Raw genomic sequence first — 16206 nt, 5'->3', positions numbered from 1 at the left:
GATCGGGGAGCAGACGGGTTATCCGGTGGAGATGTTGGAGCCGGATCTGGATCTTGAGGCTGATCTGTCGATCGACTCGATCAAGCGGACGGAGATCCTGGGGGAGTTGGCGCAGNGGTTGGGGCTGGTGGAGGCGGGCTCGGGGGAGTTGGACGAGGAGGTCGTCGAGGAGCTGGCGGCGATCAAGACCGTCCGCGGCATCGTCGACTGGATCGTCGGTTCGACCACCGGCGGGACCGAGCCCGGCGCCTCCACCACCGACGAGTCCGTCGGATCTCCCGAGTCCGTCGGATCTCCCGAGTCCGTCGGGTCTTCTGCGTCCGAGGGATCTCGCGTGTCCGCCGGGAGATCCCCGGGCGCCGGGTCCGACGGGGTCGGCGACCCGCTCGGGGCGATGGCGCTGCGGCGCTTCGTCGTCGAGCCGGAGATCCTGCCCGCGCCGGCCGGCACGGCGCCGGCCGACCTCGCCGGCTCCCGCTTCCTCCTGGTGGAGGGTGGTCTCGGGGTCGGCCTGGCGCTCGCCACCCGGTTGGAGCAGGCAGGCGCCGAGGCACGGATTCTCGCCGCCGCCGACGCCGGCCTCGTCGACCAGATCCGGGCCGGTGCCGGCGCCGACGGTCTCGTCTGGATCGCGTCGGCCGACCCTGGCGCGGACGAGCACGCGATCCTGCCCGGCGCGTTCCCCGCCCTACGGGCCGCGGCCCTGGGCGGCAGCCGGCGGGTGCTCGTCGTCACCGGCAACGGCGGCCGGTTCGGCCGGTCCCGCGCCGCCGCCCCCGGCGCGACGGCCAACCCGAGCGCGGTCGACGCCCTGGAGTTCGCCCGTCGGGCCGACGCCGGGGAGTTCGTCGTCCGTCCGACGCCGGGTGCGGGGCTCGCCGGCCTCGTCCGCACGATCGCCCGGGAGGTCCCCGGCCTGGCGCTGCGTCTGGTCGACGTCGAGCCGAAGGACGAGCCCCGCCGGATCGCGGACAGCCTGCTCGTCGAGCTGCTCACCCCGGGCGGGCCGCTGGTCGTGGGTTACCGGGACGGGGCGCGCGCCACCCTGCGGGTGCGGCCCGCGCCTGCCGATGGGGCCGGCGAGCTGCCCGTCGGGCTGGGCCCGTCCTCCGTCGTGCTGCTCACCGGCGGCGCCCGGGGCATCACCGCGGCGGTCGCCGTCGAGCTCGCCCGGCGCAGCGGGTGCGCCGTCGAGCTGGTCGGGCGCACCGCGGCGCCCACGGGGCCGGAGGACCCCGCCACCGCGGGCGCGGCCGACGCCCCGGCGCTGCGCCGCGCGCTGATCGAGACCGGCGTGCGCCGCCCGGCCGAGATCGAGGCCCGGGTCTCCCGGCTGCTCGCCGAGCGGGAGGTGCGGGCGACGTTGGCGACCCTGCAAAGCCTCGCGTCCTCGGTGCGTTACCACGCGGTGGACGTGCGAGACGGTGCGGCCGTCGCCGCCGTGGTGGCCGACGTCTACGCCCGCCACGGTCGCCTCGACGGGCTGGTGCACGGCGCGGGCGTCCTCGCCGACCGGCTGTTGCGCGACAAGACGCCCGAGTCGTTCGACCGGGTCTACCGGACGAAGGTCGACGGCGCCCGGGCCCTGCTCGCCGCGGTGCGCGACGACGTCGGCTTCGTCGCCCTGTTCGGCAGCGTGGCGGGCGTGTTCGGCAACCGCGGCCAGGCCGACTACGCCGCCGCGAACGACGCCCTCGACACGCTCGCGGGGGCGGCGGCCGGCCGCTTCGCCGGCCGGGTCGTCAGCGTCGACTGGGGCCCCTGGGCGTCGCCGGCCACCGCCGCGGGTGGCGGGATGGTCTCCGCGGAGCTCGCCCGCGAGTACGCCCGCCGCGGCATCGGCCTGATCGACCCGGCCGACGGCGTCGCCGCGCTGCTGCGCGAGCTGGCCGGCACGCCCGACGGACCGGCGCAGGTCGTCTACATGTGCGCCGAGGCGGAGGCGTTCGATGCGTGACCCCGGGGGCGGGTCCGGGGCACCGCCGATCGCCGTGGTGGGGATGTCCGCGCTGTTCCCGGGCGCCGGCGATCTCGACACGTTCTGGCGCAACATCGTCGGCGGGGTCGACGCGATCCAGGCGCTCCCGCCGGATCGCTTCGACGTCGACGACTACTTCCCGCCCGAGCGGCCGCCCGCCGCGCCGGGCACCCGGCGGGACGCGGGCACGGAGGCGGGCCCGGGACCGATCGGTGCCGCGGACGGCTTCTACTGCCGGCGCGGCGGCTTCGTCGACGAGTTCGCGACGTTCGACCCGACGGCGTTCGGCATCGTGCCCAACGCCGTCGACTGGGCCGAGCCGGACCAGCTGCTGGCGCTGCGCCTCGCCGCCGAGGCGATCACGGACGCCGGTGGGCCCGACGGGCTCGGCGACGCCGAGCGGGTGGGCGTGGTGCTGGGTCGCGGGGGCTACGTGGGATCCGGGGTGGCCCGGCTCGAACAGCGGGTGCGCACCTCCCGCCAGCTCGTCACCACCCTGCGTGAGGTCCTGCCGGACCTGCCCGCCGATGCGGTCGAACGCGTCCGCGAGGCGTTCGTCGCCCAGCTCGGCCCGGCCCGGCCCGAGGCGTCGATCGGCCTGGTGCCCAACCTCGCCGCGTCCCGCATCGCCAACCGGCTCGACCTGCGCGGCCCCGCCTACACCGTGGACGCGGCCTGCGCGTCGTCGCTCATCGCCGTCGAGATGGCGATGCGTGATCTCGGCTCCGGCCGCACCGACACGATGATCGTCGGCGGCGCCCACCTCGTCCACGAACCGTCGTTCTGGAGCGTGTTCTCCCTGCTGCGGGCGCTGTCGCCGAGCGAGGCGATCCGCCCGTTCGACCGTCGGGCGGACGGCATCCTCATCGGCGAGGGCGTCGGCATGCTCGTGCTGCGCCGGCTGGCCGACGCCCGCCGCGACGGCGACCGCATCTACGCGGTGCTGCGCGGGGCCGGCACGTCGAGCGACGGCCGCTCCGCCTCCCTGATGGCCCCCGCCGCCGACGGGCAGACCCTCGCCGTGCGGCGCGCCTGGGCGGACGCCGGGCTCGACCCGACGGCACCCGGCGCGATCGGCCTGGTCGAAGCGCACGGCACGGCCACCCCGACCGGCGACGCGGTGGAGCTCGCCACCCTGGGCCGGATCTTCGGCACGGCGGCCAACGCCGGCACGGGCGGCGCGGGGCNGGCGGACATCGGCATCGGCTCGGTCAAGTCCATGATCGGCCATGCGATGCCGGCGGCGGGCGCGGCCGGCCTGATCAAGACGGCACTCGCCCTGCACCACCGGGTGCTGCCGCCGACCCTGCACTGCGACGAGCCGCACGCCGCCTTCGCCGGCAGCCGGTTCGCGCCGGTGCGGGCGGCGACCGACTGGGACACCCCGGCGGGCGGCGGTCCCCGTCGCGCCGGCGTGAACGCCTTCGGCTTCGGCGGCATCAACGCCCATCTCGTCGTCGAGGAGGCGCCGCCGACCGCCCCGGCGACCCCGGCCCGCACCTTCCCCGCTGCCACCCCGGCTGCCACTCCCGCCGTCACCTCTGTCGCCGCCCCGGCGGGTTCGCCAGACGCGACCGCGCCGGTGGCGACTGCCGCGCCGGTGGCGACTGCCGCGTCGGTGGCGACTGCCGCGTCGGTGGCGACTGCCGCGTCGGTGGCGGCGGCGCGGGTGGTCGATCCGGACGCGGAGGCGGTCCTGTTGCTCGCCGGGAGCAGCCCGGCGCAGCTGCTCGCCCAGCTCGACGTCGACGACGCGCAGCTGCTCGACCGGGACGACGCGGCGAACCCGCCCGCCGGCGGCCCCTGGCGGCTCGCCCTGGTGGCGCCGAACCCGCGCCGGCTCGCCCTGGCCCGCACGGTCGTGGGGCGGGGCAACCCGTGGCGAGGGCGCAACGACCTGTGGTTCACCCCGGCCGGCCTGCTCGACCCCGCCCGGGCCGACGGGACGCCCGTCGGGCGCACGGCGTTCCTGTTCTGCGGCCTGGAGGACAAGTTCTCCCCGCGCATCGACGACGTCTGCGCGCACTTCGGGCTGGCCCGCCCGGCCCTCGACGACACCGGGATGCTCGGCCGGCACGGCGTCGCGAGCGTCGAGGTGGGGCGGATCCTCGACGAGGCGCTGCGGCGCCTCGGGATCGTCCCGGACCTCGTCGGCGGGCACAGCATCGGCGAGTGGAACGCGATGATCAGCGGGGGGCTCATCACCGGCGAGTCCACCGACGCGTTCATCGCCGGCTTCGACCCGGCCGTGCTGGAGGTGCCCGGGGTCGTCTTCGGGGCGCTGGGCTGCGGCGCCGCGCGTGCCGCGGAGGTCATCGCCGACCTCGGTGAGGTCGTCGTCTCCCACGACAACTGCCCGCACCAGTCGATCATCTGCGGACGTGAGGCGAGCGTGCGCACGGCCCTGGAGCGGCTGCGCCGCGACGGCGTGCTCGGGCAGGTCCTGCCGTTCCGCNCCGGCTTCCACTCCCCGTTCCTGGAGCCCTACCTGGACCGGCTGCGGACCAACCTCGCCGGCGTCACCCTCGTCGAGGCGACGGTCCCGATCTGGTCGGCGACGACGGTCGCGCCCTACCCGCGCGACCACGACGCCGTCCGGGCGCTCGCGCTGCGCCACCTCGTCGAGCCCGTACGGTTCCGGGAACTCGTCCGCCGGCTGCACGACACCGGCGTGCGCGCCTTCGTCCAGGTCGGCGTGGGCAGCGTCGCCGGGTTCGTCGACAACACGCTGCCCGGACACGACCACATCGCGCTGGTCACGAACTCCCCGAAACGGTCCGGTCTGGACCAGTTGCGCCGGGTGGCCGCCGCGCTGTGGGTGGAGGGCGCGGCCCCGCGGCTCGACCTGCTGCCCTGCCGCACCCGCCCGGAGCCACCCGCCACCCCGGCGACGGCGCCGGCCGGCGAGCCGACCCTGGGCCCGGTTCAGGCCCCCGTTCTGGTTCCGACTCCGGCCGCGGCCTCGCAAGCGGCCCCGACGCCCGCCGCCGGGAGGCCCATCGAGCTGCCGCGGCGCCGGGGCACCCCCGTGCGGCTCACCCTCGGCACGCCGTTGGTGCGTCTTGGACCCGCGGCCGCGGACCTCCTCGCACCGGATCTCCATGCCCGGGATCTCCATGCCCGGGATCTCCTCGTCCCGGATCTCCCTGCCCCGGATCTCCCTGGATCCGCGGGCCCGGCCCTCCGCGGACCGGTGGGCGCCGATCTCCCCGGCCCGGACCTTCCGAGTCCGGACCACGCGGATCCGGCTCTGCCTGTTCTGCGCGCCGCCGGTAGCCATCCGGTTCTCGACGAGCTGCGGGCGGCGCTTGCCGACGCCGGTGCGGTGATGTCCGCGGTCGTCGACCGGTGGGCGCTCGGCCCCACCGCCCCGCCGGGCTCGCCGCCACGACGCCGTGGTGGGCCCGCGGCCGGCGCAGTGGGCACCGTGCCCGCAGCCGGTGGGTCCGGCGGCGTGCCGGCGCCCCGGGGAGCCGGCACAACCGCCTCCCGGGGACCCGGCGCGGCCGCACCCGCCCGTCGTGCCGAGCCCGCCGGCCGTGCCGAGCCCGCCGGCCGTGCCGAGCTCGCCGGCCGCGCCGCGGCCGGAGCCGGCGCGGCTGCCGCGGTCGAGTCCGGTGGTGGTTCGGCACCCGGGCCGCGGACGGTCCGTCGCCGGTTGTCGCTGGCATCGATGCCGCACATCATCGACCACTGCTTCTACCGGCAGCCGCCGGGTTGGCGCGACCTGTCCGACCTGTTCCCGGTCGTGCCGATGACCGAGGTACTCGAACTCATGATCGCGCACGCCGCGGCGCTGATGCCGGGCCGGGTGCCGATCGGCATGCGGGACGTCCGGGCGCTGCGTTGGCTCGCGATCGAGCCCGCCGTGGAGGTGGCGGTCACCCTCACCCCGGCGGGGGCGGACGCGGTCCGGGTGACCATCGAGGGGTACGCCCGTGGGACGGTCGTGTTCGCCGACGGCTATCCGCCGTCCCCGCGGACGACCGCGGCCACCGCGGACCTGCCGGTGGGCCCGACCNGGCCGATCCTCCCCGGCGAGNAGCCCTCCCGCCACCAGGGCAGCGACCTCTACGGCGGTCACTTCCTCTTCCACGGCCCCGGATACCAGGGCATCCACCGCATCGAGGGGATCGGCGCGACCGGGATCCGCGGACGGCTGCGGGTGCCGGCCGCCTCCGGTGCGCTGCTGGACAACGCCGGGCAGCTCTTCGGCTACTGGGCGATGGAGAACCTGCCCGAGGATTNGCTGCTGCTCCCGCAGTCGGTGTCCGACCTGCGCTTCTACGGCCCGGCGCCGGTGGCGGGCGACCTGGTCGACTGCGTCGTGCGGATCCGGCANGTCGCCGACCGCACGGTGACCGCCGACCTCGAACTGCGTCGCCTGGACGGGTCGCTGTGGGCGGTGGTGTCGGCCTGGACCGATCGGCGGTTCGCCAACGACGACGTGCTCTGGGCGATGGTCCGCGCCCCGGAGCTGCACACCGTGGCCCAGCCCTCGGGCGAGGGCTGGGTGGTCGCGCTCGACCGCTGGTCCGATTCGGCCTCACGCGAGCTGATCGTGCGTCACTATGCCGACTCCGCCGACCGGGCCCGGCTCGCGGGACTCAACCCGCGGGCGGCGCGCGGCTGGCTGCTGGGGCGCATCGCCGTCCAGGACGCCGTGCGGCGCTGGCTGTGGGCGCGCGGCGCGGGGCCCGTCTGGGGGATCGAGGTCCGGATCGAGCACGACGAGCTGGGCGCCCCCCTGGTCGGCGCCCTGCCGGCGCGGCCGGGCATCCCGGCCGGCGACCCCCCGCGGGTGTCGCTGGCCCACAAACCGGAACTGGCGGTGGCGCTGGTGTCCGCGGACGGGCCGGTCGGCATCGACATCGAGCAGATCGTCGCCCGGGCGCCCGGCGTCGAGCTGGCGGCCCTCGCCCCCGTCGAACGCGACCTGCTCGACCGGGTCGCCGGCGACGATCCGGGACGCCGGGCGCTGTGGTTCACCCGGCTGTGGGCGGCGAAGGAGGCGGCGGCGAAGGCCGAGGGCACCGGGCTCGCGGGCCGGCCGCGCCAGTTCGTCGTCGACGGTCCGCACCGGCCCGGACGGGCCTGGGCGGCGACCGACTGGGCCGGGCAGGCTCCGCCCGAACTGGTCCGGGTCACCGTCTACGGGGAGGGTCCCGACGGGCCGCTCCCGCGGGGCTCCCGGTGGGTGGCATTGCGTACGGTGGACGCCTCCGGCCGGATCCGGCCGGACGGCGGCGAACCCGGGGCCCCCGATCCGGACCCGGGCGGCGTCGGCGGCCGGNCCGTGGCGAGGGACGTGCGTTCCGCCACCGTCATCGGTCAGGATGCTGCGCGTGACGGCGCCCCCGCCCGGCGGGCCGGTGCCGCGACCTATGTCGTCGCCTGGACCTCACCCGAGGTCGAGGCGAACGGCCTTCCCAGCGAGAAGGAGTAGCGATCATGTCTGTTCAGGGGACGGCGGGACCGGTCGGCGCGGGCCGGGCGCAGACCGAGACGCGGGTGCTCGGCGAGGTCACCGAGGACCTGCGCGAGGTCATCGGCGAGGAGTACGTGATCGACATGGACATCACCATGGAGACCACGTTCAGCCAGGACCTGGAGCTGGAGAGCATCGAGTTCGTGGCGCTCGCCGACCGGCTGCGGGAGNGCTACGGCGAGGCCGTCGACTTCGTCGGCTTCCTCGCCAGGATGGACGTCGACCAGGTGATCAACATGCGGGTCGGTGAGGTCGTCCGGTTCATCGTCGACAGCCTGCCGGCGCCCGCGACCGCCGGATCCGCCTGACGGCCGCTCGGCGCATCCGGTCCCGACCGACCGGCATCCCGCATACGACTGGCATCCCGCATACGACTGGCATCCCACATCGACAAGGAGGCAAGGACCGTGGCTGAGGTCATCGCGAACGGCGTCCGCCTGCACGTGCAGCGGCTCGAACCCCGCGGGGGCGCGTCCGCGGACTCGCCGATCGTCGTCATGGTGCACGGCATGGTGATGGACAACATCTCCAGCTTCTACTTCTCGCTGGGCACCTGCCTGGCCGACGCCGGCTGCGACGTCATCTGCTACGACCTGCGCGGTCACGNCCGCAGCGAGCGCACCCCCGGCGGCTACCGCCTCGCCGACTCGATGGCCGACCTTGCCGGGCTGCTCGACGTCCTCGGGGTGGACCGCCCGGTGCACGTCGTCGGCAACAGCTACGGCGCGACGCTGGCCCTGGCGTTCGGGTTGGAGTTCACCGCCCGCGTCGCGAGCCTGACGCTCATCGAGCCGCCGTTCCTCATCGAGGGCCTGGGCGAGGAGATGGCCCGGTCGCTGAGCCAGATCCTCGTCGCGATGACCGACGACGAGGTCGAGGAGTGGCTCGACAACGGCGCCGGCCGGGCGATCACCAAGGCCACCCGGGCCGCCCAGCGGCTGCTGTCCGACACGACGATCGCCACCGACATGCTGGCGACGCCGGCGTTCTCCGCCGAGGCGCTCGCCGCGCTGCCGATTCCGGTGCTCGCCGTCTACGGGGAGAACTCCGACATCATCGGGCAGGCCGCCGGGCTCGCCGCCCTCGTCCCCGAGTGCACCCTGATCGTGCTGGAGCACCACACCCACATGGTGCTGCGCGAGGCCACCGGCTACCTGCGCAGCCTGCTGGCCTGGTGGCTGTTCGACCGGCGCACGCCCCCGCCGCCCTACGTCCGTGACACCGAACGGCGCTTCGCCACGCCCGAGTGGGTGACACAGATGGTGCCGCCGCCCGACCTGAACGCCGGGCGCCGCCCGGCGGTGGGCTGAGGAGCCGGCCGTGAGCCGCGTCCTGTTCGTCGTGCCGCCGCTGACCGGGCACGTGAACCCGGCCGTGGGGATCGCCGGAGAGCTCGCCGACCGCGGTCACGCCGTCGCCGTCGCCGGTCACGCGGGCGTGATCGGCGGGCTGGTCCCGCCGGGGCTGCCGCTGCTGGCGCTGCCGGAGACGCTCAGCGAGGCCGACCGCGCCGACATCGTCACCCGCTCCCGGGCGCTGCGCGGCCCGGCGTCGCTGAAGTTCCTGTGGGAGGACTTCCTGCTGCCGCTGGCCGCGGCGATGGAGCCGGCCGTGGACGCGGCCATCGACGCGTTCCGCCCGGATGTGCTGGTCATCGACCAGCAGGCGGTCGGCGCGGCGCTGGTCGCCCGCCGTCGGCGGCTGCACTGGGCCACCCTCGCCACGACGTCCGCCGAGTTCGACGACCCGTACGGGGTGCTGGCCGGGCTCGGCCAGTGGGTCGCCGACCTGCTGCAGGAGTTTCAGCTCGCCCACGGCGTGCCCGTCGGCGAGGCCTCCGCCGTCGACCTGCGGTTCTCCGACGAGCTCACCCTCGTCGCGTCCGTGCGGGAGCTGCTGCGTACCCCCGAGATGCCCCGCCACGTCGCCTTCGTCGGCAGCCTGGTCGGCCGGCGGGCGCAGACCTCCTCCTTCCCCTGGGAGTGGCTCGACCCGGACCGTGACGCGGTGCTCGTCTCCCTCGGCACGGTGACCCGGGAAGCCGGCGGGCGGTTCCTGCGGGCCGCCGCGGAGGGCCTGCTGGGCCTGGCGGGACGGGCACAGGCCGTCATCGTCGCCCCGCCCGGCCTCGTCGACGACCTGGCCGCCGCCGCCCCCGACGACCTGCTCGTCGCCCCGTTCGTGCCGCAGGTCGAGCTGATGCCGAAGCTGGCCGCGGTGGTCTGCCACGCCGGCAACAACACGGTCTGCGAGGCGCTGTCCCGCGGAGTTCCGCTGGTCGTCGCCCCGGTCCGCGACGACCAACCGATCATCGGCGAGCAGGTCGTGCGCAGCGGCGCGGGCTTACGGATCAAGTTCGGCCGGGCCGGACCGGCGGCCGTGCGCGGCGCGGTGACGTCTCTGCTCGACGAGCCCGGCCACCGTCAGGCCGCCGGGCGGCTGCGCGACGCCTTCGCCGCGGCGGGAGGGGTTGCGGCCGCCGCCGACCGGCTTGAGAAACTCGCCGCATGACGTTTCGCCGGCGTGGTGGCGCCGCGGTCGGGCCGGTACGGGGCTGACCGCCGTGCTCGACTGGCTGCCGGTCCTGGTCTGCGTCGGCCTGCTCATCAACGGGGTGCGGCTGCGTGGCCGGCTGCGCCGCCTGGAGACCGTGCCCGCCTCCGGCCGGCCGGTGGACCCGTCGCACGAGTTCCTCGTCGCCGACGGGGTGCAGCTGACCGACAGCGGGCGGCGCGCGGCCAGCTACCACGCCAGCCGGGACAAACTCGACGTCCTCGATCTCGTGCCCGCGGACCTCACCGTCGAACGTGCCCTCGACCTGGCCCGCATGGTCGACACCCGCACCTACCGCACCGACCGGTGCGTGCCCGGCCGCGGCGCCTTCCAGGCGCTGCTGGTCCGCTCGGAGATCCTCGACCGGGCCGGCATCACCCGCCGCGACGGCTTCGACCCGGTGGAACTCGTCGACATCACCGAACGNCTGAAGACCTTCGCGTCCGGGTCGACCGACCTCGCCGTCCTCCCGGGGCTGCGCGCGGCCCGGGAGGACGCCGCGATGCGCGTGCGGGTCCAGCAGCGGGCCTATCGGTTCACCCGGCGCAACCAGCTCTTCCCGTTCGTGCCGCAGCTTGCCACCGCCATCGGCGTGCACGTCAACCGGCCGTGGGGACTCGCGGCCACGGCGCTGTTCTGGTTCCAGCCGTTCTTCGTCTGCGCCGGCCGGGTGCCGCTGTCCCCCCGCGACCTGATCCGCTCCCCGATCGTGCGCATCCTCAGCGGGCTGCTGTTCGTCATCGACTCGGTGCGCGCCGGTCGCGCGCAGGCCGCGCGGGCCGCCGAGGCCAAGGCCGCCGGGCTGCCCGCCGATCCGGTCAAGCACGCGGCGAAGCAGCGTACGGCGGCCAGCCGGGCCTCCTACGGCCGCGACGTCCGCGCCGGCCTGGCCCGGTTCCTGCGCCGCGCCCGGGCGGACTGCCCGTGGTGCGGTTCGGTGGAGCTGGCCACCCGGCTCGACTCGCCCGACATGTTCCTGCGCAAACCCGGCCGGTTCCGCCTCGACGGCTGCCGGCGCTGCGGGCACGTGTTCCTCAACCCGGGGCTGAGTCCCGCCGGCCGCGAGTTCTACGACCGGGACCGGTACGACGGCCTGCGCACCGGCATCGCCGAGCAGGCCCTGGCGGTGATCGCCCGCGACCGCCGCGGGCAGGCCGCCGCCGTGCGCCCGTTCACCGTCCCGCGCACCTGGCTGGACGTCGGCTCCCGCTACGGCCACTTCCCCAACGCGGCCCGCGAGGTGTGGCCGGCGACGGTGTTCGACGGGGTCGACACGTTCGCCGGGTTGGACGAGGGCCTGCGGCGCGGCTGGCTCGACCATGCCCACCACGGCCGGCTGCCCGACGTCGTCGAGGCGGTCGCCGGCCGCTACGACGTCATCAGCATGTTCGGCTACCTGGAACGCGCCGACGACCCGTCCGCGGAGCTCGACGCCGTCGCCAAGGCGTTACCGCCCGGCGGCCACATGCTGTGCGAGCTGGCGAACCCCGAGTGCCACCAGGCCCGCTGGCTCGGCCGGTTCTGGGCCGGCTGGGCGGTGCCGGAGCGGGCGCATCTCATCCCCGTCGACAACCTGCTCGCGGCGCTGGAGGACCGGGGGCTGCGGCCCGTGCTGGTGCGGTTCGCCGCCAGCCGTGGCCTCGGCGACCTCTCCGCCGCCCTGCTGCTCGTCGTCGCCGCCATCGCGCCGCGTCCCATGCCCTGGCTGCGCCAGGCCGCCGGGCCCGCCCACCTGGTGGCCTGGGGCGCCATGATGGCGGTGGTCAGCCCCCTGCTGATCACCGCCCGGCTCCTCGACCGGCTCGCCCGCCGTTACGTCCACGGCGCCGGCTTCGCGGGCACCTACCTGGTGATCGCCCGCAAGGAGGTCTGAACCTCCGCTGGCCGACCCGTCGCGGCCGACGGCATCAGCGTGACAACCACACGACCGCGTGCCGAGCCCGGGCCGGGGCCGATTGCGGTGCGTTGTGCACGGTCGGAGCCCGCGAATCGTGCACATCGCACCGCAATGCTGCCCGCGCACCGCAATGCTGCCCGCGCACCGCATGCGGCCGCCGAGGGAAGGCGGCAGGGCGGCACCCGCGCTGCTCGCCGCCGGAGCCGGGCTTCCGCCGCGCGGCCGGGGCCGGTCAGATCGGCCAGGTCTCGCGGCGCCAGGCGGCGTCCCAGAACATCCACTCGTAGCGTGCCGTCACCGCGAAGTGGTCCGCGGCCCGCACCAGTTCCGGCTCCGACGCGAATGCGCCGACCCGGTCGGTGAGGGCGACGACCCGGTCCGCCACCGCCTGGAACGCCGGATCACCGTAGGCGGCGATCCACCGCGCGTACACCGGGTCGGGGGAGGAGTCGGCGAGCAGCCGCGCGCCGACCCGGGCGTAGATCCAGTAACACGGCAGCACCGCGGCGAGCCCCTCCAGGAACGAGCCGCCGTAGACGGTCGCGAGCAGGTAGCTGGTGTACGCGCGGGTCGTCGGCGCCACCGTCGCCACGCCGCCCGGCGGGGTGCCACCCGGCGCGGGGTCACCGGGCGCGGGGCCGCCGAGCGCGTCGAGGAGGTCGACGTGCATGGCCTGCTCGGCGGCGACCGCCTCGGCGGCGTCGTTCGCGAGTGCCCGCACGTCGTCCTCGGTGGGCGCCTTGGCCGCGCAGACGGCCAGGGCCCGGGCGTAGTCCCGCAGGTAGTGCGCGTCCTGGATGACGAAGTGCGCGAACGCGGCCCGCGGCAGGGTGCCGTCCGTGAGGCCGGTGAGGAACGGATGGCGCAGGATCGCCTCGTAGACGGGCTCGGTGGACGCCCACAGTCGCGCGCTGAACAGCGGCGAGGGCGTGCCCTGCGCCGCGGTCACGGCTTGGGCAGGTAGTCGTTGGTGACGACGTCCGCCGTCGGGACCGTGGCCTTGATCAGTCCCTCGGAGTGCATCCAGCGGATGAACGACGTCCAGGCGCCCGTGTCCATCCGGCCGAAGCCGGCCGGGTTGCGCAGCAGCGGGGCCGTCGCCTGGACCATCTTCGGCAGCAGCTTGGGGTCGTACCCGTCGGCGACGCCCGACAACGTCTTCTCCGCCTTCGCCGGGTCGTCGAGGGCTCGCGCGTTGCCCGCCGCGGTCGCGCGCAGGAAGTCGCGGACGAGGGTCGCGTACGCCGGGTCGCTGGCGAGCCGGCTGCGCCGGGCGACGACGACCAGCTCGTCGTACTGCGGCACCCCGGCCTCGGTCACCGGGATGATCTTCGGGGCCAGGCCGCGGTCGGCGAGGGTGACGCCCTCGACGTTGCGGTAGGCACCGAGGGTGGCCTGCACCTTTTTGGAGATCATGGCGGGCAGCAGGTCGGCGCCGACGTCGACGCGGTGGATCGCAGCGGGGTCGAAGTGGTTGGCCTTCGCGATCGCGTCGAGAAAGGCCTCGTCGGTGCGCAGCCCCGAGGTGCCGACCGTGGCCCCGGCCAGGTCGGCCGGCTTCGTGATGCCGGCCGAACCCACGGCCATGATTGAGTTCAGGGCGGTGGGGATGAGGGCGCCGACGGCGACGACGTCGAGCTTCTCGACCCCGGCGATGACCACTTCGGGTTCGTAGGAGATGCCCAGGTCGACGGTGCCGGTGCTGACGAGCTTGAGCGGGTCGGACGGATCCGACGGCGAACGCAGGGTGACGTTCAGCCCGGCGTCGGTGTAGTCGCCGGCGTCCTGCGCCGAGTACAGCGCGAGGTGGTCCGGGTTGGGCTCCCAGTCGAGCAGCACCGTGGTGGCCCGGCGCTGGGCGCCGGACGAGCCGTCGGAGCCGCAGGCCGTGACGGCCGCGAGCGTGACGGCGGCGAGTGCGGCNGCCATCATGGTCAGCCGGCGGGAGCTCGNCGAGATCATCGGTGGTTCCCTTCTCGGGTGGGACTGCGGTGCCAGGGGACGAGCAGCCGTTCGGCGCCGTTCACGATCGCGAACAGGGCCACGGACATCGCGGTGAGCAGCACGATCGCGGCGAACACCAGCGCGGACTGGAGCTGGGGGACACCCTGGCGCATCACGTGGCCCAGCCCGTCGGAGGCGCCCGAGTACTCGCCGAACACCGCGCCGGTCGCCGCGTAGGCGGCGGCGAGGCGCAGGCCGGTGAACACCGAGGGCAGCGCCGCCGGGAACTCCNCCCGGGTGAAGATGGCGACCCGTCGACCGTGCAGCGTCCGCATCATCCGGACGAGCTCCGGATCCACCGAGGCGAGGCCGTCGAGGGTGCCGACCACCACCGGGAAGAAGCAGATGAGCGCCACCAGGATGAGCTTCGGGGTGATGCTGTAGCCGAAGATGATCGCCAGGATNGGGGCGAGGACGACGACGGGGACCGTCTGGGAGCCGATGAGCAACGGGTACAGCGCTCGGCGGGCCGCGGCGGAGAAGTGCAGCGCGCAGCCGAGCGCGAGCCCGCCGGCGACCGAGAGGGCGAAGCCGAGGACGATCTCCGTCCCGGTGACCCAGGTGGCGCTGCGCAGGGTGCTGTCCCACCGGTCGGCCAGCGTCGTCGCCACCTGGTCCGGCGCCGGCAGGATGTACTCCTCGACGTGCAGCACCCGGGTGACGAACTCCCAGGCGCCGAGCAGCACGATGCCGACGAGGACGCTCGGCCACAACCGCATCGCGGTCAACGGGCGCTCTCCAGGTGGGCGAGGACGCTGTCGCGCAACGCGATGAATGCGGGGTCCGCGAGCCGGGCCCGCCGCGCCGCGGCGCCGGTGCCGGCGTAGGGCGGCACGTCGACGGAGGCGACGATCCGGCCGGGGCGGGCCGACATCACCACCACCCGGTCGCACAGCAGCAGCGCCTCCTCGACGTCGTGGGTGACGAGCACGACGGTGCGGGGCTCGTCGGCGAGCATCGCGCGCAGCCAGTCCTGCAGGTCCGCCCGGGTGATCGAGTCGAGGGCGCCGAACGGCTCGTCGAGCAGCAGCACCGGCTTGTCCGCGGCCACCGTGCGCAGGAACGAGACCCGCTGGCGCATCCCGCCGGAGAGCTGCGCCGGCCGGTGGTCGGCGAACTCGGCGAGGCCGAACCGGTCGAGCAGCGGCCTGACCCGTTGCGACGCCTCCCGGCGGGTCAGGCCCTGGTTCTCCAGCGGGATGCGCGCGTTGGCGAGCACCCCGCGCCAGGGCAGCAACAGGTCGCGCTGGGGCATCCAGGCGCAGCGGGCCAGCCGCCCCGGCGCGTCCNCGGCGCCGAGCACGTCGATGGTNCCGGCATCCGGGCCGGTCAGCCCACAGATCATCGACAGCAGCGTCGACTTGCCGCACCCGCTCGGGCCGACGACGCCCAGGCGGCCGTTGGGGGGAACGGACAGGTCCGCGCCGGCCACCGCGGTGATGTCGCCGAATCGCTTGGCGACCCCACGCAGCTCCACACCCGGCCCCGCCGGCCGGCGGGGATCGCCCGGCGCCGGCTCCGGCGCCGGGGCCGTCGGCGGGACCGATCGGCGTGCGAACACGACATCTCCTCTCTGCTGCGGTGCTGCTGTCCTACGGCGGCTGCCAGCAGGTGCGTGTCGGTGCACTCGGGGCCACTCGTGGACCGGCCCCGAGTGTCGGGCGGCGGGCGCCTGGACGAGCGCCGCGGCGAACCGTCCGCGCGGCAACCGGTCCGACGCGGCCGGCCCGGAGGCAACCGGTCCGCGGCGATCGGTGGATTGCGGACCGGCCGGGCGGCGACCAACCGGTGAGGCGGGCCTGTCCTGCACGGAGCCGGTGACCGCCGACGGCCCCGGCTGCCTGCACCCGGCCGGGCGCTGCCACGCCGGCGCGGGCCGCCGCTGCGCGCCGCCCGGTGGCGGGAAGGGGACGGGGTGCCCCCGGCGCCCGGTCGGACCGCGAGAGCGCCCCCGCCGGCGGAGCGGGACCCTAGCGCGCCGTCGGGCCGCCCGGGTCGATGGCGCCGGGGGGCGGTGCCGGGGGACGGTGCGGCGGCGCGGGGCGGGTGAACATGGGCGGGCACGGCAGCGGCCGCCCGCGACGGATGGAGACGATCCGAGCCCGACGCGCCACGGCCATCACTCCCTACGCCGGAATTACCCGGACAGGTTCAGGCGGTCGGCGGCGCCGGGCTTCTGCCCAGCCGCCCTCTCAGCCTCCTCGGGTGGAAGCTCCCGCAACGTTCGCTCAAAGTTACGGCAAGATCAGGCCGCCGCCAACCCCTCCGCCTGCGGGCGGTGGCCGC

7 protein-coding genes, 14 pseudogenes and 1 riboswitch are annotated in these 16206 nt (G+C 75.4%); of the genes and pseudogenes, 14 read left to right on the top strand and 7 right to left on the bottom strand.

Going from position 1 to position 16206, the window contains the following annotated elements; translation table 11 throughout:
* From UK94_RS67810 to UK94_RS27750, 14 genes and pseudogenes are all read left to right on the top strand, one after another.
* A pseudogene (locus UK94_RS67810) lies at positions 1–115 on the top strand (phosphopantetheine-binding protein); the annotation flags it as partial.
* Positions 116–118: 3 nt separating this feature from the next.
* On the top strand, positions 119–1957 hold the full coding sequence (locus UK94_RS27775; RefSeq protein ID WP_313949607.1) for an SDR family NAD(P)-dependent oxidoreductase: 1839 nt from the start codon (positions 119–121) through the stop codon (positions 1955–1957).
* Positions 1950–3165, top strand: a pseudogene (locus tag UK94_RS67800) (polyketide synthase); the annotation flags it as partial. The gene UK94_RS27775 and the pseudogene UK94_RS67800, both read left to right, overlap by 8 nt.
* 1 nt (position 3166) lies before the next feature.
* Positions 3167–4433: pseudogene (locus tag UK94_RS67795) on the top strand (ketoacyl-synthetase C-terminal extension domain-containing protein); the annotation flags it as partial.
* A 1-nt stretch (position 4434) separates the two neighbouring features.
* Positions 4435–5999: pseudogene (locus tag UK94_RS67790) on the top strand (beta-ketoacyl synthase); the annotation flags it as partial.
* A gap of 22 nt (positions 6000–6021) precedes the next feature.
* Positions 6022–6225, top strand: a pseudogene (locus tag UK94_RS67780) (hypothetical protein); the annotation flags it as partial.
* A 1-nt stretch (position 6226) separates the two neighbouring features.
* A pseudogene (locus tag UK94_RS67775) lies at positions 6227–6319 on the top strand (hypothetical protein); the annotation flags it as partial.
* 1 nt (position 6320) lies between these two features.
* A pseudogene (locus UK94_RS67770) lies at positions 6321–7271 on the top strand (4'-phosphopantetheinyl transferase superfamily protein); the annotation flags it as partial.
* A 158-nt stretch (positions 7272–7429) separates the two neighbouring features.
* Positions 7430–7636 (top strand): annotated as a pseudogene (locus UK94_RS67765) (acyl carrier protein); the annotation flags it as partial.
* A 1-nt stretch (position 7637) separates the two neighbouring features.
* Positions 7638–7774: pseudogene (locus UK94_RS67760) on the top strand (acyl carrier protein); the annotation flags it as partial.
* Positions 7775–7873: 99 nt separating this feature from the next.
* Positions 7874–8072: pseudogene (locus UK94_RS67755) on the top strand (alpha/beta hydrolase); the annotation flags it as partial.
* A gap of 1 nt (position 8073) precedes the next feature.
* Positions 8074–8776, top strand: a 703-nt coding sequence (locus UK94_RS27760; RefSeq protein ID WP_235490246.1) for an alpha/beta fold hydrolase, incomplete at its 5' end; no start/stop codon positions are given.
* A gap of 10 nt (positions 8777–8786) precedes the next feature.
* A complete protein-coding gene (locus UK94_RS27755; protein WP_011602741.1) occupies positions 8787–9977 on the top strand; it encodes a glycosyltransferase in 1191 nt (396 codons plus the stop codon).
* A gap of 469 nt (positions 9978–10446) precedes the next feature.
* Positions 10447–11892: class I SAM-dependent methyltransferase (locus UK94_RS27750; RefSeq protein WP_235490244.1), on the top strand; the 1446-nt coding region annotated here is incomplete at its 5' end.
* A 256-nt stretch (positions 11893–12148) separates the two neighbouring features.
* Here UK94_RS27750 and tenA read toward each other — a convergent pair.
* The 7 genes and pseudogenes from tenA to UK94_RS67730 all read right to left on the bottom strand — a co-directional run.
* Complete coding sequence (gene tenA / locus UK94_RS27745) at positions 12149–12865, bottom strand: thiaminase II (protein ID WP_011602743.1); 717 nt, start codon at positions 12863–12865, stop codon at positions 12149–12151.
* The gene (locus UK94_RS27740; protein WP_235490259.1) at positions 12862–13755 is read right to left on the bottom strand and encodes an ABC transporter substrate-binding protein; all 894 of its coding nucleotides are present in this window, start codon (positions 13753–13755) and stop codon (positions 12862–12864) included. The genes tenA and UK94_RS27740 overlap by 4 nt, the downstream gene beginning before the upstream one ends.
* 119 nt (positions 13756–13874) lie before the next feature.
* Positions 13875–14151 (bottom strand): annotated as a pseudogene (locus UK94_RS67750) (ABC transporter permease subunit); the annotation flags it as partial.
* 1 nt (position 14152) lies between these two features.
* Positions 14153–14324: pseudogene (locus tag UK94_RS67745) on the bottom strand (ABC transporter permease); the annotation flags it as partial.
* Between the two features lies 1 nt (position 14325).
* Positions 14326–14639, bottom strand: a pseudogene (locus tag UK94_RS67740) (ABC transporter permease); the annotation flags it as partial.
* A 5-nt stretch (positions 14640–14644) separates the two neighbouring features.
* Positions 14645–15209: pseudogene (locus tag UK94_RS27730) on the bottom strand (ABC transporter ATP-binding protein); the annotation flags it as partial.
* A 24-nt stretch (positions 15210–15233) separates the two neighbouring features.
* Positions 15234–15352: ATP-binding cassette domain-containing protein (locus UK94_RS67730; RefSeq protein ID WP_235490257.1), on the bottom strand; the 119-nt coding region annotated here is incomplete at its 3' end.
* A gap of 672 nt (positions 15353–16024) precedes the next feature.
* Positions 16025–16149: riboswitch (TPP riboswitch) on the bottom strand.
* Between the last annotated feature and the right edge of the window lie 57 nt (positions 16150–16206).

The organism is Frankia sp. AvcI1 (genome assembly GCF_001420875.1).
Classification (GTDB): domain Bacteria; phylum Actinomycetota; class Actinomycetes; order Frankiales; family Frankiaceae; genus Frankia; species Frankia alni.
Note: the sequence above shows the minus strand (reverse complement) of the source record. Positions and strands in the feature narration are given on the sequence as shown.